This window comes from Phytohabitans maris (assembly GCF_031085175.1).
In the GTDB taxonomy this organism is placed as follows: Bacteria; Actinomycetota; Actinomycetes; order Mycobacteriales; family Micromonosporaceae; genus Phytohabitans; species Phytohabitans maris.
In genome coordinates this window covers 148,817-168,071 of record NZ_JAVHUY010000015.1, presented here as the reverse complement: position 1 = coordinate 168,071, position 19,255 = coordinate 148,817, and the positions used below count along the sequence as shown (strand labels likewise).

Genomic DNA, 19,255 nt, shown 5'->3' with positions numbered 1-19,255 from the left:
GCACCGTGACGGTCCACACCGTCCGGTACCCGAAGGGGGATCCATGGCCCGCAGCCGCGCCCTCGCAGCCGCCGCCACCGCGCTGCTCCTTTCGCTCGCCGTGCTCCCCGCGTCGGCGGCGCCGTCCGAACCCGGGCCGGCGCCCGGACCGGCGGACGACGTCCGGGAGCTGACCCGCGCGGACCTCACGCTCGACGGCCGGCCGCTCGACCGGCCCGAGCGGTACCGTCCCGGCGCCCGCGCCGGCGCCCGGGAGGCCGCCCAGACGCCGCCGGTCGGCACGCGGCGGCAGTGGCTCGGCCTCGACGACGTCGCGGGCGAGGTCTACCGCAAGGACTACACGCTGCGCGGCGTCGGCCGGCACGTCGAGGTGTGGGTCGCCGACGACCTCGCCTTCCCGGACGGCGACTGCCGGGCCCGAAACCCCGGCAGCACCGAGGTCACCGGCGCGCAGGTCGCCGACCTGATCGACGAGTTCGACACCACCATCTACCCGAAGGAGACCGCGGCCTTCAGCACCCCGCCGGAGCGGGACGGCACGAACGCGCGGCTCGGCCCGGACGCCGATGGCGCGGGCGGCGTCTACACCGGCGCCGGCGACCGCACCGTCACGCTGGTCGACAACGTGCGGGACGACAACTTCCACGACTTCCCGGCCCACCCCACGTACCTCGCCGGGTTCTTCTCGGCGCAGCTCAACGAGCTCTTCGACCGCAACGTGATGACGATCGACGCGTTCGACTGGGCGCACCGCACCGGCGCCAACCCGCCGGACGCCCCCACCGGCGACCTCTGCACCAGCCGGCCGGCCCGCCCCCACCTGTACGAGGGGACGTTCGCGCACGAGTGGCAGCACCTGCTCCAGTACTACGCCGACCCGGACGAGACGGTCTGGGTCAACGAGGGGCTCTCCGACTTCGCGCAGACGCTCACCGGGTACGTGGACGCGCGCGCCACCGTCCACGAGCGCGGCGCGGACAGCCACATCTTCTGCTTCCAGGGCTTCGGCACGGTACGCACGGACGTCAACCCGAACCCGCGCGAGTGCGGCGGCCCGGAGAACTCGCTCAACCTGTGGGAGGAGAGCCCGAACCCGAACGCGACGCTCGCCGACTACGGCAACGCGTACTCGTTCATGCTCTTCCTGCACGACCGGTACGGCACCGGCTTCATCGCCCGCCTGCACCGGGACGGCAAGCGCCAGGGGCTGGCGAGCGTGGCCGCGGCGCTGAAGGCCGAGGGCGTGCGCGACCTGTACCGGGTGATCCACGACTACCAGTCGGCGGTGCTGCTCGACCGGCTCGCCTCGTCCCGCGGCGCCCGCGTCTACGGCGTCCCGAAGGGCCGGGTCACCACCCGCGGCCTCGACTCGACCGTCAACCTGGCCAACCCGGCGGTCAACGCCACACCCGGCGCGGCCCCGAACGGCGCCGACTACGTGCCGCTCACGGTCGAGGGGCGGGACCTGCGCTCGATCCGCTTCGACGGCGCCCGTACGCTGCCGCCGCTCCCGCTCGCCTGGAGCACCGTCCGCGACGACCCGGACCGGCCGGGCGACCCGGTGCTCTGGTCCGGCGACGGCAACGGCCTCGACAGCACCGCGGTCACCCGGGTCACCGTCCCGGCCGGCGGGGCCACGCTGCGGCTGCTGGCCAAGTACGGCGCCGAGGAGGGCTACGACTACGGGTACGTGACGGTCTCCACCGACGGCGGGAAGACGTACACGCCGGTGGCCGGGGACCGGACCGTCGAGGGTCCGCTCGGGCCGGCGCTCAACGGCACGACCGACGGCTTCGAGCCGCATACCTTCGACCTGTCCCGGTACGCGGGCAGGAGCGTGCTGCTCGGCTTCCGGTACGTCAGCGACGCCGGCGTCGACGAGGGCGGCCTGCGCATCGACGACGTCCGGCTCGGCGGCGCGCTGGTCAGCGACGGCTCGAGCCTGGCCCGGTTCGACTCGCCGACGCGGATCCGGGCGACCGGGGTGCACAACTGGAACCTGCGCCTCGTCGGCCTGGACGGGAAGCGGAAGGTGGCACTCCAGCTGGAGTTCGACGGCCGCCGCACGGTGCGGCTCGACCCCGGGCGGCTGGCCGCGCTGCGCCCCTTCCCGACGGTGGTCGCGATCGTCGCGTACGACGAGCCGACCGAGCAGGTCAGCCAGTACGCCCCGTACACGCTGGCGGTGAACGGGAAGCGCCAGCCCGGCGGCGCCGCCCGGTCAGGGTAGGAGCAGCAGCTTGCCGGTGGTGCGCCGGGACTCCAGGTCGGCGTGGGCCTTTGCCGCGTCGGCGAGCGGGTAGCGGCCGCCGACGGTCACCTTGAGGGTGCCGTCGCCGACCCAGCGCAGCCGGTCAGCGTGAGCACCTCGGGCCCGCCGTGCGCGGAAACCTGAATCGCGTCCATGTTCAGGAGCCTAGCCAGCCCCCGACGCCACCGTTCGCGGCGAGCACCCCGACCGAGCTGACCGCCGGCTCGAACTGCGCTCAGCCCTCGGCGGGGCCGGGCGGGCGCATCCCCTCCCAGGGGTCGTAGTCGACCTCCAGCGGCTCCTGCTCGGGCCGCTCCCCCTCCGGTACGTGCTGGAGGTTGACCCGGATCCGGTACCAGATCGAGCTGCGCCCCCGCATCCCGTCGACGAGCACGTCGGCCGGCGCCAGCTTCTCCACTGTGGACGGATGGCGGGCCTTCCACCGGTCCAGCCCGGCCATGGCCTCGTCTCTGGTCTTGGCGCGGGCGATCTCGATCAGCGGCATCGTGGACTGGCGGCGGCCGGTCCCCTTGGGCGGCTTCTCCGCCGGGCCGAGCCGCTTGGCCAGCTCCAGCAGCCCGTCCAGCGGGCCGTACGCGGTGTCCATCCCCCGCCACGGGTCGCCGCCGGCCGCGAAGCGCTCGCGGACCACCGGCAGCGTGAACTCCTCCGGCCGGCAACCCGGCACCTCGTCCCAGGCCAGCGGCGTCGACACGCGGGCCTCCGGGTTGGGGCGCACCGAGTACGCGGAAGCGACGGTGCGGTCCTTCGCGTTCTGGTTGAAGTCGACGAACACGCCCTGCCGCTCCTCCTTCCACCACTTGCTGGTGGCGAGGTCGGGCGCCCGGTTTTCCACCTCGCGGGCGACGGTCTGCGCGGCGAGCCGCACGTCCCGGTACAGCCAGCGGGGCTCGATCCGCACGTAGATGTGGAAGCCGCGCGAGCCGGACGTCTTGGGCCACCCGGTCAGCCCGTGGTCGGCGAGGACCTGCCGGGCCACCATCGCCACGTCGACGATCTGCCCCCACTCCACGCCCGGCACGGGGTCGAGGTCGATCCGCAGCTCGTCGGGGCGGTCGAGGTCCTCGGCGAGTACCGGATGGGGGTTGAGGTCGACGCAGCCGAGGTTGACCACCCAGGCCAGGGCGGCGGCGTCGCGGACCACGACCTCCTCGGCGGAGCGGCCGGAGGCGTACTTGAGCTCGGCCACCTCGATCCAGTCGGGCCGCTTGGCCGGGGCCCGCTTCTGCCACACCGCCTCCTCGTCCAGGCCCTTGACGAAGCGCTTGAGCACCATCGGCCGCCCCCGCACGCCGCGCAGCGCGCCGTCGGCCACCGACAGGTAGTAGTTGACCAGGTCGAGCTTGGTGTGACCGCCGGCCGCGAACACCACCTTGTCGGGGTGGGTGATCGTCACCTCGCGGCCGGCGACCTCGAGGACCGCCGGCTTCGACATGCCCCTACTCTCTCAGAGCGGCTCGCCCGCCAGCGCCCGCTTCCCGCTCAGAGCGGGACCGACGACTTGGCCAGCTCCGTGGTCAGGGTCAGGCCGGAGATCGTCACCTCCTGCTTGACCAGGCCGAAGCCGGGCTTGAGCCAAAACCTCCCGCTCGCCTCGGTCACCCCGGCGAAGCCCTCGCCGAGGTCCAGGTCCAGGCTGATCGCGTACGCCTCGGCCGTGCCCGCCGGCACGGTCACCGTCTCGATCCCGGCGCCCGTCACCGTGTACGTGACCTTGTGCTCGCCCTCCAGCCCGGGGCCGGTGACCTCGACGGACGTGCTCCCGGTCCCCTTCTTGCCGGCGGCCAGGTCGGCGACCGGCGGCACCACCACGTCTTCGCCGGTGCCCCTGACGGTGAGGCCGGCCGCCGAGGCGCCGAACGCCCCGATGTCGACCGCCAGCCCACCGGCCGGCCCGGTCACGAACTCCCGCTCGGCGGCCGCCCCGCTCCCTTTCTCGGTCACGGTCACGACCCGCCCGTCGGCGCCGTCGGTGACCCGGTCGACGGTCACCGCGTTGGTGCCGCTGACCACGCCACCCAGCGCGTACTCCAGCGTGGCGCCCTCGACCGGCGGGTAGAAGTAGAGGCCGGTGTCGCCGGGCACGGCCACGCTCGGTGGCGCGCTGGTCGCGGCCGGCTGGTTGGCCGCCGGGGCCGGGTCGCCGGCCGAGTCACAGGCGGTCACCGGCAGGGCCAGGACCAGCGCGGCCGGCAGGGCCAGCCAGCGCCGTCGGGGCTTGATCACGCCGCATCCTCCGTACGTGAGGGGCTCCGGACCCCCGCCAGGCTACGGGAGGCCCTGCTCCTTCAGCCACGCCAGGACGTAGTCCGCCACTTCCCGCCAGTCACTGTTGATGGTCAGCGAGTGGTCGCGGTCCGGAAACGCCTTCACCGACGTGACCGCCGGCGACCTGCGGTGCAGCTTGGCCGTGTACCGGCTGATCGACTCCGCCACGGTGTGGTCCTGCCCACCGGCGGTGATCAGCAACGGCCCCCGGTCCGGCTTGAGCAGGTCTACCTTGGTCGCCGCGGCCGGGTTGACGTTGGCGAACGCGGCCTGGAAGAGCGGCCGCCCCGGCGACGGCATCGCGCACCGCTCGTACAGCTCGGTGGCCTCCGCCTCGGTACGCGTGTTGGTGAACCCGTACCGCCACTGCTCCGGCGTGAGCGCGACCGTGCCCTTGCGGTTGGCCGGGTTGCGCAGGGCGATCGAGGCGACCCGCAGGGAGGAGACCGGCAGCGGCAGCACACCCTTGATCGGCGCCGGGTCGATCGCCACACCCGCGGCGGCCAGCCCGCGCCCGAGCAGCACCTGCGCGATCAGCCCGCCGAACGAGTGCCCGACCACGACCGGCTTGCCGTCGAGCCCGCCGATCAGCGCGGCGTAGTGGTCGACGACCTCGCCCACGCCGAACCCACCCATCGGCGCCGGGTCGGCCCGCGCCTGCTCGACCGTGTCCGGCTCGCCCGGCCACGGCGGCGCGACCGGGTCGAAGCCGGACTCCCGGAACAGGTCCACCCACGGCTGCCAACTCGTGTGATGCAGCCACAGTCCGTGCACGAAGACGACCGGCGTCATGGTCTCCTCCTCCACTCACCGGTCATCATGCGGCCCGCACGTTGCCTTCGTGTATCGAACGCGCGGACAGAGCTCACCTAGAGCTGGTCGAGGTCGACGGCCTCGGCCAGCGCGCGCATGCCGGCGTCGTTGGGGTGCAGCGCGTCGCCCGCGTCGTACTCGGCGCGCATCCGGTCCGGGTCGGCCGGGTCGGCCAGCGCCCGGTCGAAGTCGAACACCGCGTCGTACTCGCCGCTGGTGCGGATCCAGTGGTTGACCGCGTCCCGCACCGCCTCGCCCCGCGCCGTGTCGTACCCGGGGTAGGGGCAGCCCTTCGACGGCGTGATCGTCGCCCCGATGATCCGGACGCCGCGCCAGTGTGCCGCCCGGATGAGCGCCTGGTGCCCGGCGATCAGCTGCTCAGCGGTGACCGGCGTGCCGACCGCCTCGCCGCCGCCGATGTCGTTGATGCCCTCCAGCACGATCACGGTGCGCACGCCGGGCTGGCCCAGCGCGTCCCGGCGGAAGCGCTCCACCGCGGCCACGCCGAAGCCCGGCCCGCCGCTGAGCACCTTGTTGCCGCCGATGCCCGCGTTGACGACGCCGGTCGGCCGGCCCGCCGCCACGAGCCGCTCGGCGAGCTCGTCCGGGTACCGGTTGTCGGCGTCCACAGTGGTGATCGCACCGTCCGTGATGGAGTCGCCGAACGCCACCACCGTGCCCTGGCCGCCCCGGGTGGTGCCGCTGACGTCCACACCGGACAGGTAGTACAGCGAGGTCGACGTCTCGCCGTAGGCGGCGGCGTCGGTGTCGAAGCGGTGGTCGCCGCTGGCCCGGTAGACGGTGGCGACGGCGAGCGGGTGGAACGTGACCGGCCCGGTCGGCCCGTCGAAGTAGAGCGTCACGGTCAGCCGCTCCAGGGGCGAGACCCGCAGCCGCACCGCGTCGGAGGCGGCCTCCTGGCCCGCCGGCACCACGGTGGAGCGCTGGCCCCGGAACGTCACCGGCCGCACCGTGCCGGCCCGGACGGCCGCGCCCTGCGCCGCACGGCCGATGGTGGCGGCGGTGAGCCGCAGCGGCCCGTCACCGTACACGTTGGACACCCGGATCCGCACGCTGGAGCCGCCGCGACTGACCCGCACGACCTGGCGCACCGAGTGGTTGTCGAAGCCCCCGGACCAGTTGGGCTCCCCGAAGAAGTCCGGGAAGGGCGCGATGAGCGCGCTCCCCCACCCGCCGGTCCAGCGCACCGGATCGCGTCGCTGGTGCGCGGTCACGGGCGACGCGGCCGCGGTCGTGGCCAGGAGGGTCGCGACCGCGGCGACGGGCAGCGCCCGACAGATACCCCGAAGCAGCATGCCGCCCAGATTAACCAACACCACTGTCACCAACCCGTCCTAGGAGGCTAGCCCATCGCCCGGCTACTGGCCCAGCAGGGCGCGGACCTCGGCGCGGCTGGAGATGCCGAGCTTCGCGTACGCCCGGGCCAGGTGGTTGTTGACGGTCTTGACCTCCAGCCCCAGCCGCTGCGCGATGTGCCGGCTGCTGTGGTGGGCGGCGAGCAGCACGACCTCCCGCTCCCGGGCGGTGAGCAGCTCGGCCACCTCGTCGTTCACCAGCATGGGGGTGCGGGCCGACGCGCAGCGCGAGCGCGGGCCGGCGGAGCGTTCGCGTACCAGATGGGCCTGGCCTCTGCGCCCCGCGCGCCGAAACAGGCGGGCGGCGGCCGCGCCCGCCTCGGCGGCCAGCAGGTCCTGGCCGAGGCGCTCGAACGCCTCGGCCGCGCGGGCCAGCGGGCCCCCGTCGGAGCGGTCGAGCCCCTGCCCGGCCAGGGCGAGCGCCTCCGCGAACGGCGTGCCGAGCCGGGCCGCGAGCGCGTCCAGGCGCTTGCGGTCGACGCGGCCGCCGAGCCGGCCGGCGTCGTAGAGGGCGGCGGCCTCCACAGTGGGCAGTCCGGCGGCGCGGGCCAGGTCGGCGGCGCGCCGCGCGGCCGCGACCGCGTCGGCCTGGGCGCCGCGGGACATGGCGACCCAGGCGCCGGCGAGCTCCCGCCACGGCCAGGACACCCGGTCGGGCCCGGTGCCGGCACCGTCCACCTCGGACAGCCAGCGCGCCGCCTCGTCCGGGTCGCCGCCGAGCGCGGTCACCGCGGCGAGGGCGGCGGCGCAGTGCCGGCGGAAGCGGAACGTGTCGTCCCGCTCGAAGCCGTCGACCGCCTCGCCCAGCAGCGCCCCGGCCGCCTCCAGGTGGCCGGCCGCGGCGGCGACCAGGCCGCCGAAGAAGGCCCAGCCGCTGACCGTGGCGGGTGCGCCGGCCGCGACCGCCTGCCGGTAGCCGCGTTCGGCGACCACACCGGCTCGCCGCAGGTCGCCGGCGGCCAGGTGGGCCAGGCAGTCGGCCTCCAGAATCTCGGCGTCCATCGCCGCTCCCTCCCCCAGTCAAGGCACCCATAGTTCGCTGCGAATCCCGGCGCGGATTGGTGCCCGCGCGGGTCGGGAACCGGACTTCACCCTGACTACACCCCGTCTATACATGCCGTGTATAGCTGTGGTGTACAGTGCTCGGCATGTCGATCGGACAGACCTTCCTGGGGCTGCTGGAGTCCAGCCCCCGCCACGGGTACGACCTGAAGCGGGCGTACGACGAGCGGTTCGGCCGCAGCCGCCCGCTGCACTTCGGGCAGGTGTACGCCACGCTCTCCCGCCTGCTCAAGAACGGCCTCGTGGAGGTCGACGGGGTGGAGCCGGGCGGCGGGCCGGAGCGCAAGCGGTACGCGATCACCGACGCCGGCGTGACCGACGTGTCGCGGTGGCTCGCCCAGCCGGAAAAGCCGGAGCCCTACCTGCAGAGCACCCTGTACGCCAAGGTGGTGCTCGCGCTGATGACCGGCCGGCCCGCCGCCGACCTGCTCGACTCCCAGCGGGCCGAGCACCTGCGGCTGATGCGCGAGCTGACCCGGCGCAAGGTCGACGGCGACCTCGCCGAGCAGCTGATCTGCGACCACGCCCTCTTCCACCTGGAGGCCGACCTGCGCTGGCTGGAGCTCACCGCCGCCCGCCTCGACGACCTGGCCAAGGAGGTCACCGCATGAGCGGGAGGGCAGAGCGCGCGCTGCTGGTGGCGGACGACCTGCGCAAGTCGTTCGGGGCGACGCCGGCGCTCGACGGCGCCTCGATGGAGGTCGACGCGGGCGAGGTGGTCGCGGTGATGGGCCCCTCCGGCTCGGGCAAGTCGACACTGCTGCACTGCCTCGCCGGCATCGTCCCACCCGACTCCGGCCGGGTCTGCTACGACGGCCGCGAGGTCTCCCGGATGGGCGACGCCGAGCGGAGCGCGCTGCGCCGTAGCCAGTTCGGGTTCGTGTTCCAGTTCGGGCAGCTCGTCCCGGAGCTGACCTGCCTGGAAAACGTGGCGCTGCCGCTGCGCCTGGAGCGCACCCGGCGCCGGGTCGCGGAGCGGCGGGCCGCCGAGTGGCTGGAGCGCCTGGAGGTCGGCGACGTCGCGGCCAAGCGGCCGGGCGAGGTCTCCGGCGGGCAGGGGCAGCGGGTCGCGGTGGCCCGCGCGCTGGTCACCGCACCCAAGGTGATCTTCGCGGACGAGCCGACGGGAGCGCTCGACTCCCGGGGCGGCGAGCGGGTCATGCGCCTGCTCACGGCGGCCGCCCGGGAGACGCGGGCGGCGGTGGTGCTGGTGACGCACGAGGCGCGGGTCGCCGCGTACTCGGATCGGGAGGTCGTGGTCCGCGACGGCCGCACCCGCGACCTGGCCCGGGCGGCGTCGTGAGGGGCCTGACCGACCTGCTGATGGGTGCCCGGCTGGCGTTCGCGGGCGGGCGCGACGGGTGGACGCGGACGGTGCTCACCGCGATCGGCGTCGGCATCGGGGTGGCCATGCTGCTGCTCGCCGCCGCGGTGCCGGCCGCGCTGGACGCGCGGACCGCGCGCGGCGACGCCCGCGACCCGCGGGGCGGGCAGGAGCTGGCCGCCGGCCCGGCGACGCTGCTGGTCGCCGGGGCCGACACCGAGTTCCGCGGGGTACCGGTGCGGGGCGTCGTCCTGCGCCCGGAGGGCCTGCGGGCGCCGGTGCCGCCGGGGCTGGCCGCGCTCCCCCGCGCCGGCGAGGTGGCCGTCTCCCCGGCCCTGCGCGACGTGCTGGAGTCCGGCGACGGCCCGCTCTTCGCGCCCCGGCTGGGCGGCGCCCGGGTGGTCGGCACGATCGCCGACGAAGGGCTGGCCGGCCCCCGGGAGCTCGCCTTCTACCTGGGCAGCGACACGCTGAGCGGGGAACGGGCGAAACGCGTCGACGGGTTCGGCACGAGCGTGCCGAGCGAGGGCTTCGGTCCGGTCCTCATGCTGCTCGTCGTGATCATCTTCGTAGTGCTCCTGCTGCCCATCGCGGTCTTCCTCGGCGCGGCCGTACGCTTCGGCGGCGAGCGCCGCGACCGGCGGATGGCCGCCTTCCGGCTGGTCGGCGCCGACCGGCGGACGACCCGGCGGATCGCGGCCGGCGAGGCGGCCGCGGCCGCGCTGCTCGGCGTCGCGGTCGGCGGGGTGCTCTTCGCGCTCGGCCGCCAGCTCGTGCCGCTCGTCACGCTCTGGGACCTCAGCGTCTTCGCCGCGGACGTCCGCCCCGGCCGCACCGCCGTGCTGGTCATCACGCTCGCCGTGCCGGCCCTCGCGGTGGTGGTGAGCATGGTCGCGCTGCGCGGCGTGGTGTTCGAGCCGCTCGGCGTGGTCCGCCGCGCGACCGGCGCCCGCCGCCGGCTCTGGTGGCGCCTGATCCTGCCGCTGCTCGGCCTCGCCCTGCTGTTCCCGCTCTTCGGCAACGTGCGCACCGCCACCGCCGACAGCCGCTACCAGGTCGCGGCTGGCGCGGTGCTGCTGCTGATCGGCGCGGTCACCCTCCTGCCGTGGCTGATCGACCTGGTGGTACGCCGCATGCGGGGCGGCGCCGTCCCCTGGCAGCTCGCCGTCCGCCGGCTCCAGGTCGACAGCGCCACCTCCGCCCGCCTGGTCAACGGCATCGCGGTCGCGGTCGCCGGCACGATCGGGCTGCAGATGCTCTTCGCCGGCGTGCAGAACGAGTACCGCCACGACACCGGCGCCGACCCGGGCCGCGCGCGGGCGTACGTGCACGTGCCGCCGGCCGGGGGGATCGACGCGGTGGCCCGCCTCGCCGCCACACCGGGCGTCACCCGCGCCAGCGGCACGCTCCAGGCGGACGCGACGCCGGCCGGCACGCCGGACCGGATCGTCGAGGTCTACATCGGAGACTGCGCCGCGCTCGCCGAGCTGGCCTATGTGGACGGCTGCGGCGACGGTGACGTCTTCGTGAGCAACGAGGAGGTGGCGGTGGGCGACCGGCTCTCGTTCGGCGCCCAGGGCCCACAGTGGACGGTGCCGGTGGCCGCCCGCCGGGTCCAGGTGCGCCTCGACCCGGTCGGCTGGACCCGCCGCGGCGTGCTCGCCACACCCGCCGCGCTCGACGCCGGCCGGCTCGGCCCGCTGACCGCCGGCGTGTACGTGCGGACCGACAGCACCGACCCCGACGCCATCGAACGCGTCCGCAACGCCGCCGCCGCGGTCACCCCGCTCGCGTACGTCAGCGAGGTGTCCGAGACCGAGGAGGCCCGCCGCTTCACCAACATCCGCCGCGGCCTCTACATCGGCGCGGTGGTCACCCTCCTGCTGGTCGGGGCCAGCCTGCTGGTCGGCGTCCTGGAACAGCTCCGGGAACGCCGCCGCCTGCTCGCCATGCTGGTCGCGGTGGGCACCCGCCGCGGCACGCTCGCCTGGTCGGTGGTCTGGCAGACGGTGGTACCGGTGCTGCTCGGCCTGGTCCTGGCGGTCGGGTTCGGGCTGGCGCTCGGCGCGGCGCTGCTGCGCATGGTCAGCGTGACGATCTCGGTCAGCTGGGACGTGGTCGGTCTCTCCGTGGCGCTCGCGGCGGCGGTGATGGCCGCGGTCACGCTGCTCAGCCTCCCCCCGCTGTGGCGCCTCATGCGCCCCGACGGCCTCCGCACCGAGTAGGGCCGGGACGGGTGCCGGATCAGGGTGGCTTCGACCGCTGGCGGTCTCGAGCGGATCCAACCCGTCCGTTCGCCCCGCGGCCCACGCGAACAATGACCAGATCCAGGCCGTCCGCCGAGATCGTGGTACTCCAGTGCCCCGCAGGGGGCACCGGAATACCACGATCACCGTACGCCGACCGGATTCGACGCAGGGCAAGCCGTACGAAACCCTGCCCTCCCACGCCGATCAGGAAAAGGCTTACGGCCCAACAGCCGTGGACAAACTCGGACGACGCGGCCCCTAGAGGATCTATTCCAAGGCATGAGCTACCGCGATGCCCGTCGTGGTCCAGACCGTTGCTCCCGCGGCCGCACCGTCCGCGTCCCGCGGTCTCACCCCGGCCCCCGCGGGGAGCCAGCGCGGCCGTCCAGGGTTCTGCGCGCCACGACACCTCACCCACCGCCGGACGGACGGATGCGTGCGTGCGGGAAGCTCTCGAGCTGCCCCGCCTGTGCGCCCACTTCAAAGATCCGGACAGAAACCAGGTTTCTGCGGTAACCCGCCCATCCCGCGAGCGGCGCGCAGTAGATCAGGCGGGCGGGCCCCCATCCGCTGGTAGCGGTGGAACGGGGTAGGAGGCGCGGAACTCGGAGGGCGAGGTGCCCCGTCTGCGCGGGCAGCTCCAGAGCTCCGCGCACGAACGCCTCGGGTCCGGCGGACAGCGCGCGCAAACCCCGTGCGGAGCCGGCAGCGGAGGCCGGGGATCCCGGCGAGCGCAAGCGAGCCGCCGGCCGCAGCGGTGCCCGCGGGAATGCACCCCAAGAAAACGCTCCGCCGCGCTCCACGTTTCCCCGGGGACCCCGCGCAAACGGTCCGCAGCTGGCGCGGACCGGGGCACATCTGGCTGAGGAAACGTTCGGGCCGTGACCCGCCCCGAAGCGATGTCTAGAGGGAGTGGGTCCAGACCAGCAGGGGTGGGTCGTCGACCGGCGCGGGGTCGTCGGCGGTGAGCTCCAGCTCCGGTGGGACGGCCGACTTCGGGTCGGCCAGGAGGTAGGCCGCGACGATCTGGGTGAGGTCGCCGGTCAGCCGGTAGTCCGCGCCGAACGGGAGGTCGGCCGGCGGGCGCGAGGTGACGCCGCAGCGGAGCTGGCCGGCACGGTCGTCGTGCCAGACGTAGAAGACGGCGGGGCCGTGGACCCGGGCGCGGAGGGCGGCCACCGTCGCGTCGAAGGCGGCGACCACCTCCCGCACCGTCAGGAGGGCGCGCTCGACCGACGGGGCGTCGAGCCAGTGGGTGTTGGCCGCCTCGGCGTGCGGGTCGCCGGGTGCCAGCGTCACCTCGTGGGTGGCGATGTCCGCGATGGCCTCCAGCAGCACGGCCGGCTACCTTACCGGCTCGGCCTGGACGTCGGGCTCGTGCCGCACCGGAAAGTTGACCGAGCTGGCGATGAAGCAGTCGCGGTGGGCGTCCGCGTGCAGGCGTACCGCGGCGTCGACCATGCCGGGCGACGCGACCGTGACCCGCGGGCGGAGGACGACCTCGGTGAAGTGGCCGCCGTTTCCCTCCTGCGCCATCGTGCCGAGCGCGCTGTCGGTGTAGCCGGTGACGACGACGCCGGCCACCGCGCAGTGGTGCAGGTACGCCAGCATGTGGCACTCGGCGAGGGCGGCGACGAGCAGCAGCTCGGGGTTCCAGCGGCTCTTGTCGCCGCGAAACGCGGGGTCGGAGCTGCCCGCGATGCCGGGCCGGCCCTCGGTCTCCACGTCGTGGTCGCGGCCGTAGTCCCGGTATCCGCTGGTGCCGGTGCCGCGGTCGCCGGTCCACCGCACGGCGACCGCGTAGGAGTGCGTCCGTCCCATGGCCAGATGGTAAGGGCGCGGGTCAGCACGACGGCGGCGAGCAGGGCTCCTCGTCCTGGCCGCCGAGGCTGGGGCGGCCGGCCGCCCGCAGGTTGGCCAGCACCGCCTCGGAGATCTCGGCGAGCGCGTCCTGCTGCTCCTTGGTGAGCTGCTGCAGCAGCCACCGGCGCACGTGCTCGGCCCGCTGCGGCGCGGCGCTCTCGATGGCGTCGCGGCCGGCCGCGGTGAGGGCGATCTCGGCGCCGCGCGGGGCGTCCAGGCACGGCTCGCGGGTGACCAGGCCGCGCTCGACCATCCGGGTCAGGTGGTGGTGCAGGCGGCTCTTTTCGAAGTCGGTGACGACGCTGATCTCGAACGGGCGCATCCGGCCGCCGGGTGCGGCGGCGAGCGCGGTGAGCACCGCGTAGTCGGGCTCGGAGAGGCCGGACTCCCGGGCCAGGTGGTGGCCGAGCCGACGCCAGAGCAGCACCTGCATGTCGTGGAACGCCTGCCAGGTGCGCTGCTCTCGGTCGTCGAGCCACTCGGCGGTGCCGGTCATGTGACCAATCCTACGGGGCGGTTGATGCATCAACCCCAGTGTGCGTAGAGTGCGGGTGACACGTCAACCTGACGACATCGAGGACAGGCACATGACCAAGATCGGCATCATCATCGGCAGCACCCGCCCCGGTCGCAAGGCGGAGAGCGTCGCCCGCTGGGTGCACGGGATCGCCAGCCAGCGCACCGACGCCGAGTTCGAGCTGGTCGACCTCAAGGACTTCAACCTCCCGCACCTGGACGAGGAGGTCCCCGCCTCGCGCGGCGTCTACGCGCACGCGCACACCCAGGAGTGGGCGCGCACCGTCGACAGCTTCGACGGGTACATCTTCGTCACGCCCGAGTACAACCACTCGACCTCCGGCGCGCTGAAGAACGCGATCGACTTCGTCTACAACGAGTGGACCAACAAGGCGGCCGGCTTCGTGTCGTACGGGGGCGGGGCCGGTGGCGCGCGGGCCGTCGAGCACCTGCGCCTGGTCGTGGGCGAGCTGCAGATCGCCGACGTACGGGCCCAGGTGTCGCTGAGCCTGTTCACCGACTTCGAGAACTTCACGGTGCTCACCCCGTCGCCGATGCAGGAGCAGCAGCTCGGCGTGATGCTCGACCAGGTCGTGGCCTGGAGCGCCGCCCTGCGGTCGGTACGCGAGGCCGCCGTCCCCGCCTAGCGGCCAGGTCCCGCCGGCACCCGCCACGACCAGGCCACGGTGCTCTCGGTAGCCGGCCTGACTGAGCCTCCCGGCGACGCGTGCGCCCGGCGTCCACAGAGGACGCCGGGCACCACCACGTGGGCCTCGGCTCAGCCGCCGGTCGGGCGGAGCGAGATGCCCTTGAGGAACGCGTCGCCGATCTGCGCCGGGTCCTTGGCGATCAGCACGCCGCCACCGGTCGTCTTGGTGATCTGGTCGAGGTCGCCCCGGCTCACCTTGTCGCCGAGGCCCAGGATGATCACCTGGATCGGCCGCTTCGGGTCCTTGAGCTCCTCCAGCCGGTTGAGCAGCGCCGGCAGCGAGAGGCCGCCGTCGGGGTCGTCGTTGCCGATGCCGTCGGTCAGCATGAGCACGGAGTTGACCCGGCCGGCCTGCCACCCGTCCTGCACCGTCTCGTATGCGGCGGCGAGCGTGTCGTACAGGCCGGTGTCGCCGTTCTGCTTCGGCTGGATCGCCGCGATCTTCTGCTGCAGCTCGGCGCGGGTGCTGGAGAGCGGCCCGATCGGCGCGATCTCGCGCCAGTCCCGCCCACCGCCGAGGTTGGTGGAGAAGACCCACACGCCGACCGCCCAGTCGTCGCCGAAGAGGGCCAGGCCCCGGCGGGCGGCCTCCTTGGTGACCTCCATGCGGGTGGCGCCGCCGGCGGTCGGTACCGGGCCGCGCATCGTGCCGGAGATGTCGAAGACGGCGAGCATCCGGGCCGGCGCGGTCACCGCCGTCCAGGTGGAGAGCGCGGTGTCGACGACCGCTGTGTCGGGCGCCCCGCCCTTGCCCGCCGCGGCCGGCGCCGCGGTCTTGGCGGGACCGCCGGAGGGCACCGAGAAGCCGCTGCCGCCGGCGCCGTCCGGGGAGCGCAGGCCCAGCGCGCCGAGCCGGTCCCGGAACGTGGCGGCGTTGAGGGCCTTGTGCAGCGAGTCGGCCGCCGCGGCCTTGTCCGGGTCGGTGCCGGGCATCACCGCGTACGGGTAGTCCAGCGGAAGCGGCGCCGGGTCGAGGTAGATGGCGGCCAGGGGTACCGGCGGCTTCTTCGCGTTGTAGCGGATCACGTCCTCTTCGGACAGTGCCGCGACGCTCAGCCCGGAGGTGAGCGAGGCCTGGTCGGTGGCTTGCGGGAACTTCGCGGTCAGGTCCTCGCTCACCGCGGAGCGGCCGGCGGCGAGCAGCCGGAGCGCCGCGGTCTGGGTCTGCTGGGCGTCGCCGCCGCTCTGGCGCGCGGCCGCGGCGAGCGCGAGCAGGCCGGCCATCCCGGCCGCGTCGCGGGTCGGCTCGACGATGCCGGCACGCAGCCCGCTGCCGCCGAGGATCTGCTGGAGCAGGGCGGAGAGGCCGGGCTTCTTCTCCGGCCAGCCGAGGCCCTTCGCGATCGGCTCGGGGATCGCCAGCACCACCGGGCTGAGCGCGACCGACGCGCCGTCGGTGGGCGTGAACCCGGGGGCCGCCGCCCGGAGCCGGTGCAGCCAGATCGAGGAGTCGGAGATCCAGACGTCCGGGATCGTGGTGCTGCCGCTCGCCCCGCCCACGCCGGTCAGTGCGACGCCGTGCTTGGCGGCGAGCGCGGCGGCCAGGTCGACCGGGTTGGTGTCGCTCACCTCCACGCCCACGCACACGCCGTTGGCGGAGGCGCCCTCGGCGACCCAGGCATCGGCGGCGGTGCGGACGTCGTCCGCGAGCTCCGGTGGCGCGGCGACGGTCAGCTTCACCTGCCCGCTGCATTTGTCGCCGGAAAGCTCCCGGTATCCGAAGTAGGACCCACCCACGACGACAATGAGCGCCACCGCCGCCGCGATGGCGCCCGCCGCGGGGATACGTTCTCGCATGCGATGACGGCCAGGCACGCGCTCCATCCTGCTGAGCCGAACGGCCCATTGCCACGTCCGTTCGGTGGAACGTTACCGAGAGGAAAGTTTTAACTAAGAATCGGTGACCGTGAGTGGCGAGCGCGCTCCGGCCCGTGTACCAAGATTTGGAGACCGCACGCCCCGGTCGATGTCTGGCCATGTCCCGTTACCCCCTCGCGGTCCGCACCCGGGCCGGCTCCTCGGGTACGGCACCGGAGGTGTCGGTGGTCCGTTCTAGGGTCGCGGCATGAGCCCACCGATGGAGATCTCCGGGGTCGTGCTCGGCGCCCCGGACGCGCGGAGCCTCGCCGCCTTCTACGAGCGGCTGCTGGGCTGGCGCCGCGAGCAGGACGAGCCGGACTGGGTCCGGCTGGTCCCGCCGGGCGGCGGGACCGGGCTGTCGTTTCAGACCGAGGCCGGCTACGAGCCGCCGGTGTGGCCGCACGGCCCCGGCGACCAGCAGATGATGCTCCACCTCGACATCCACGTCGACGACCTGGCGGCCGGCTGCGCGCACGCGGCGGCCTGCGGCGCGACGCTGGCCGGCTTCCAGCCGCAGGCGGACGTCCGGGTCCACCTCGACCCGGCCGGCCACCCCTTCTGCCTCTGGACCGAGCCCGCGTGATCGAAGCTCCCCGCACGTCGGTGGAACGGCGTGCGAGGAGCTTCGATTCACCCCCCGGGCCTCAGAGGTCCAGCCGCACGAACGTCTTGCCGGCGGTGTTCTGGACCTCGATCGCGGCCACGTCGTCGACCGGGACCGCGGCGCTGCCGTCCAGGTTGGTGCCGTTCTGCTCGCCCTGCTCGGAGACGATCCAGCCGCCCGCGATCTCCCGCTCGCCGCCCCTGCCGACCACGATCAGGCGGCAGTTTTCGCCGGCGGGGATGCCGGTGACCGCGGCGTTGAGCCGGACCCAGCCGGCCGCCGGTGCCACGCGGGCGGTCATCCGGACGCCGGTCGACGCATCCACCGTGCTGCCCACGCGGGTGCCGGGCGGCAGGGGCGAGGCGGTCGGCGCCGCGGTCGGCGGCACCTGCGCCACCTGCTCCGGCGCGGTGCCGCGGCCCAGCGCGACGCCGGCGCCCAGCACGCCGGCCAGCAGCACGGCGGCGGCGGCCACGGCCGGCACCCAGCGGCGGCGGGTGGCGCCGGCGACCTCCTCGCGGACCTGGCGCAGCGCGCGCTGCAGCACCAGGTCGGCGTCGGGCGGGCCGTGCAGCAGAGCCTCCGGCGGGATGTCCTCGAGCACGTCCTTCACCGCCTCAAGCTCCACCACTTCGGCCCGGCAGATCTCGCACTCGGCCAGGTGGGCATCGACACCACGCCGCTCGTCGGGGTCCAGCGTCTCCAGGACGTAGGCGCCGAGCATCTGCGCGTCATGCGCCTCGGCACTCATCATGCCGCCCCTTTCAGGGCGGCGGAGCGCCCGACCAGCAGCTGTCGCAGGTTCTTCAACGCGTTGTGGGAACGGGACTTAACCGTTCCGGCCGGGATGCCGAGGTGCTCGGCGGTCTCGGCGACGCTACGTCCCTGGAAGTAGATCTCCACGAGGACGCGGCGGTGCTCTTCGGAGAGATGCTCCAGCGCCTCCAGGGCCACCATCGAGTCGACCACGCGGTCCGCGTGGTCCCGCTCCACCGGGCCGGTGGAGGCGGTCTCGGCGACCTCGATGGGCCGGATCGCCCGGGCGCGGGCCCGGTCGGTCATGACGTTGCGGGCGACGGTGAACATCCAGCCCCGGATCGAGCCGGTCTGCTCGGACAGGGTCTCGGCGTGCCGCCATGCCCGGATGAGGGTCTCCTGGAGCACGTCCTCCGCCAGCGCGCGGTCACCGGTGATGCGGGTGACGTACGCGAGGATAGCCGCACCGTGTTGCTCGTAGAGCGACCGGACCAGCGCCTCGTCGCTGGAAGTCGGTGGCCGTCGCCTCGCCATCCGCCGTCCCGCCCTTCAGTCGGAGAGTCATCACCACTACGGATCCCGCGGCACTCCGGTTCACGCGCATTCCGCGCCGGTGTTGAGGCAGCCCACCACCCGGGCCATGAGCTGCTCGGGCATGAGGTTGACGAAGAACGCGTGGTCGGTCTGCGGGGCGTTGCGCTGCGGCGGGAACGCGTCGATCGCGAACCGGTCACCGTCCGGCCGCGGGTACTCCACGGTGAGCCGCAGCCGGGGTACGGCGAACGTGGCGGCCGGGCACGACCCGTTCGCCGCCGGGAACGTCAGGTGGGCGCGGTGGTTGAGGCTGTCGGCCCGGCGCCCGTCCCAGCAGCTCGGGAAGTCGAAGACCCGCACCACCCGGTCGCCGGGCGGGCAGAGCGGGTAGCGGTCGGTGCGCCGCTCCGGCGTACCCGAGCAGGTCCAGGAGCGGGTGGCCTGCCCGATCGGCGTGGTGGCGGTGTTGGCGTCGCCGACCGTGCCGCGCAGCAGCGGCGGCATCGCGACGACCGGGGAGACCGGGTTGCCGTACGCGGTGAGCGTCACCGCCACCGGCCCCACGATCTCGCCGTGCCGGCTCTCCCCCGCCCGCGCCCCGGTGCGCAGCACCGGCCAGTAGTACGTGGACAGGTCGCCGTTGGGGCAGCTCGTGGTCGCCGCGGCGAGGCTGGCGTCGGTGGAGTCCACATCGGTCGAAAGGTTGCCCACGTACTCGTGGACGTGGTGCGGCGGGCCGGGCACGCCCGGCACGACCACGAGGTTGGCCGTATTGCGGTGGCCCTCCTCGTTGCGCCCGCAGGACCACGTGTACGCCCGGGTCGCCGGGTCCGCCGGCGCGGGCGGCACCGCCGAGATCTCCACGTACCCGGCGCGCGGCGGCGCGGAAGTCCACAGTGGAACGGAGATGGCCGCCGCCGCGAGCGCCAGCTCCACACCGACGATCAGCAAGAAGAAACGGCCGGAGGAAAAGCGGGTGAACCACGTGGCTCCACCGGTCGTATTGGAGCCGACCAACTGAATCACCGCCCCGGCGACAGCCTCACCGA

The 19,255-nt window shown here is 74.0% G+C and carries 19 protein-coding genes; 6 read left to right on the top strand and 13 right to left on the bottom strand.

The window, feature by feature from the left end; translation table 11 throughout:
* The first annotated feature begins 43 nt into the window (after positions 1-43).
* Positions 44-2,230 (top strand): immune inhibitor A domain-containing protein, encoded by a 2,187-nt coding sequence (locus RB614_RS17965; protein ID WP_308713674.1) that lies wholly within the window; start codon positions 44-46, stop codon positions 2,228-2,230.
* On the opposite strand, the gene RB614_RS17960 is transcribed toward RB614_RS17965, so the two are convergent.
* From RB614_RS17960 to RB614_RS17935, 6 genes are all read right to left on the bottom strand, one after another.
* A complete protein-coding gene (locus tag RB614_RS17960) occupies positions 2,222-2,350 on the bottom strand; it encodes a zinc-binding dehydrogenase (protein ID WP_308713712.1) in 129 nt (42 codons plus the stop codon). The genes RB614_RS17965 and RB614_RS17960 overlap by 9 nt on opposite strands.
* Positions 2,351-2,486: 136 nt before the next feature.
* The gene (locus RB614_RS17955; RefSeq protein WP_308713673.1) at positions 2,487-3,707 is read right to left on the bottom strand and encodes a DNA polymerase domain-containing protein; all 1,221 of its coding nucleotides are present in this window, start codon (positions 3,705-3,707) and stop codon (positions 2,487-2,489) included.
* Between the two features lie 47 nt (positions 3,708-3,754).
* Complete coding sequence (locus tag RB614_RS17950; protein ID WP_308713672.1) at positions 3,755-4,498, bottom strand: hypothetical protein; 744 nt, start codon at positions 4,496-4,498, stop codon at positions 3,755-3,757.
* Between the two features lie 42 nt (positions 4,499-4,540).
* Positions 4,541-5,332, bottom strand: coding sequence for an alpha/beta hydrolase (locus tag RB614_RS17945; RefSeq protein ID WP_308713671.1), 792 nt, complete (start codon positions 5,330-5,332; stop codon positions 4,541-4,543).
* 77 nt (positions 5,333-5,409) lie between these two features.
* Positions 5,410-6,669: an SGNH/GDSL hydrolase family protein gene (locus RB614_RS17940; protein WP_308713670.1), complete on the bottom strand. Its 1,260-nt coding sequence runs from the start codon at positions 6,667-6,669 to the stop codon at positions 5,410-5,412.
* 63 nt (positions 6,670-6,732) lie between these two features.
* Positions 6,733-7,731, bottom strand: a complete 999-nt coding sequence (locus RB614_RS17935) for a helix-turn-helix transcriptional regulator (RefSeq protein WP_308713669.1) — start codon at positions 7,729-7,731, stop codon at positions 6,733-6,735.
* A 146-nt stretch (positions 7,732-7,877) separates the two neighbouring features.
* Here RB614_RS17935 and RB614_RS17930 point away from each other — a divergent pair, with 146 nt between their 5' ends.
* The 3 genes from RB614_RS17930 to RB614_RS17920 are packed head-to-tail and all read left to right on the top strand — an operon-like array spanning position 7,878 to position 11,340.
* Positions 7,878-8,402 (top strand): PadR family transcriptional regulator, encoded by a 525-nt coding sequence (locus tag RB614_RS17930; RefSeq protein WP_308713668.1) that lies wholly within the window; start codon positions 7,878-7,880, stop codon positions 8,400-8,402.
* Positions 8,399-9,094: an ABC transporter ATP-binding protein gene (locus RB614_RS17925; RefSeq protein WP_308713667.1), complete on the top strand. Its 696-nt coding sequence runs from the start codon at positions 8,399-8,401 to the stop codon at positions 9,092-9,094. The genes RB614_RS17930 and RB614_RS17925 overlap by 4 nt, the downstream gene beginning before the upstream one ends.
* Complete coding sequence (locus tag RB614_RS17920; RefSeq protein WP_308713666.1) at positions 9,091-11,340, top strand: FtsX-like permease family protein; 2,250 nt, start codon at positions 9,091-9,093, stop codon at positions 11,338-11,340. Before RB614_RS17925 ends, RB614_RS17920 begins: the two co-directional genes overlap by 4 nt.
* 927 nt (positions 11,341-12,267) lie before the next feature.
* On the opposite strand, the gene RB614_RS17915 is transcribed toward RB614_RS17920, so the two are convergent.
* From RB614_RS17915 to RB614_RS17905, 3 genes are read right to left on the bottom strand one after another with little or no spacing between them, the layout of a single operon-like run.
* Positions 12,268-12,702, bottom strand: a complete 435-nt coding sequence (locus tag RB614_RS17915) for a hypothetical protein (protein WP_308713665.1) — start codon at positions 12,700-12,702, stop codon at positions 12,268-12,270.
* Between the two features lie 6 nt (positions 12,703-12,708).
* On the bottom strand, positions 12,709-13,185 hold the full coding sequence (locus tag RB614_RS17910) for an OsmC family protein (protein ID WP_308713664.1): 477 nt from the start codon (positions 13,183-13,185) through the stop codon (positions 12,709-12,711).
* A 22-nt stretch (positions 13,186-13,207) separates the two neighbouring features.
* Entirely contained in the window at positions 13,208-13,723 is a 516-nt protein-coding gene (locus tag RB614_RS17905; protein WP_308713663.1) for a MarR family winged helix-turn-helix transcriptional regulator, read from the bottom strand.
* A 91-nt stretch (positions 13,724-13,814) separates the two neighbouring features.
* Here RB614_RS17905 and RB614_RS17900 point away from each other — a divergent pair, with 91 nt between their 5' ends.
* Positions 13,815-14,390 (top strand): NADPH-dependent FMN reductase, encoded by a 576-nt coding sequence (locus tag RB614_RS17900; RefSeq protein WP_308713662.1) that lies wholly within the window; start codon positions 13,815-13,817, stop codon positions 14,388-14,390.
* 131 nt (positions 14,391-14,521) lie between these two features.
* On the opposite strand, the gene RB614_RS17895 is transcribed toward RB614_RS17900, so the two are convergent.
* Positions 14,522-16,249: a substrate-binding domain-containing protein gene (locus tag RB614_RS17895; RefSeq protein ID WP_308713661.1), complete on the bottom strand. Its 1,728-nt coding sequence runs from the start codon at positions 16,247-16,249 to the stop codon at positions 14,522-14,524.
* A 268-nt stretch (positions 16,250-16,517) separates the two neighbouring features.
* Here RB614_RS17895 and RB614_RS17890 point away from each other — a divergent pair, with 268 nt between their 5' ends.
* Entirely contained in the window at positions 16,518-16,895 is a 378-nt protein-coding gene (locus tag RB614_RS17890; RefSeq protein ID WP_308713660.1) for a VOC family protein, read from the top strand.
* A 61-nt stretch (positions 16,896-16,956) separates the two neighbouring features.
* Here the strand turns inward: RB614_RS17890 and RB614_RS17885 are convergent, their stop codons facing one another.
* From RB614_RS17885 to RB614_RS17875, 3 genes are all read right to left on the bottom strand, one after another.
* Positions 16,957-17,667 carry an anti-sigma factor family protein gene (locus RB614_RS17885; protein WP_308713659.1) on the bottom strand — a complete coding sequence of 237 codons (711 nt, stop codon included), beginning with the start codon at positions 17,665-17,667 and terminating at the stop codon, positions 16,957-16,959.
* Positions 17,667-18,167: a sigma-70 family RNA polymerase sigma factor gene (locus RB614_RS17880; protein ID WP_428983037.1), complete on the bottom strand. Its 501-nt coding sequence runs from the start codon at positions 18,165-18,167 to the stop codon at positions 17,667-17,669. Before RB614_RS17880 ends, RB614_RS17885 begins: the two co-directional genes overlap by 1 nt.
* Before the next feature lie 99 nt (positions 18,168-18,266).
* Entirely contained in the window at positions 18,267-19,157 is an 891-nt protein-coding gene (locus RB614_RS17875; protein WP_308713657.1) for a DUF1996 domain-containing protein, read from the bottom strand.
* Positions 19,158-19,255: the final 98 nt, after the last annotated feature.

What these genes read in the sequence shown, in the direction of transcription:
- RB614_RS17965 (WP_308713674.1), top strand. Translation starts at nt 44, where the DNA reads ATGGCCCGCAGCCGCGCCCTCGCAGCCGCCGCCACCGCGCTGCTCCTT.
- RB614_RS17955 (WP_308713673.1), bottom strand. Translation starts at nt 3,707, where the DNA reads ATGTCGAAGCCGGCGGTCCTCGAGGTCGCCGGCCGCGAGGTGACGATC.
- RB614_RS17945 (WP_308713671.1), bottom strand. Translation starts at nt 5,332, where the DNA reads ATGACGCCGGTCGTCTTCGTGCACGGACTGTGGCTGCATCACACGAGT.
- RB614_RS17940 (WP_308713670.1), bottom strand. Translation starts at nt 6,669, where the DNA reads ATGCTGCTTCGGGGTATCTGTCGGGCGCTGCCCGTCGCCGCGGTCGCG.
- RB614_RS17935 (WP_308713669.1), bottom strand. Translation starts at nt 7,731, where the DNA reads ATGGACGCCGAGATTCTGGAGGCCGACTGCCTGGCCCACCTGGCCGCC.
- RB614_RS17930 (WP_308713668.1), top strand. Translation starts at nt 7,878, where the DNA reads ATGTCGATCGGACAGACCTTCCTGGGGCTGCTGGAGTCCAGCCCCCGC.
- RB614_RS17925 (WP_308713667.1), top strand. Translation starts at nt 8,399, where the DNA reads ATGAGCGGGAGGGCAGAGCGCGCGCTGCTGGTGGCGGACGACCTGCGC.
- RB614_RS17910 (WP_308713664.1), bottom strand. Translation starts at nt 13,185, where the DNA reads ATGGGACGGACGCACTCCTACGCGGTCGCCGTGCGGTGGACCGGCGAC.
- RB614_RS17905 (WP_308713663.1), bottom strand. Translation starts at nt 13,723, where the DNA reads ATGACCGGCACCGCCGAGTGGCTCGACGACCGAGAGCAGCGCACCTGG.
- RB614_RS17900 (WP_308713662.1), top strand. Translation starts at nt 13,815, where the DNA reads ATGACCAAGATCGGCATCATCATCGGCAGCACCCGCCCCGGTCGCAAG.
- RB614_RS17895 (WP_308713661.1), bottom strand. Translation starts at nt 16,249, where the DNA reads ATGCGAGAACGTATCCCCGCGGCGGGCGCCATCGCGGCGGCGGTGGCG.
- RB614_RS17890 (WP_308713660.1), top strand. Translation starts at nt 16,518, where the DNA reads ATGAGCCCACCGATGGAGATCTCCGGGGTCGTGCTCGGCGCCCCGGAC.
- RB614_RS17885 (WP_308713659.1), bottom strand. Translation starts at nt 17,667, where the DNA reads ATGAGTGCCGAGGCGCATGACGCGCAGATGCTCGGCGCCTACGTCCTG.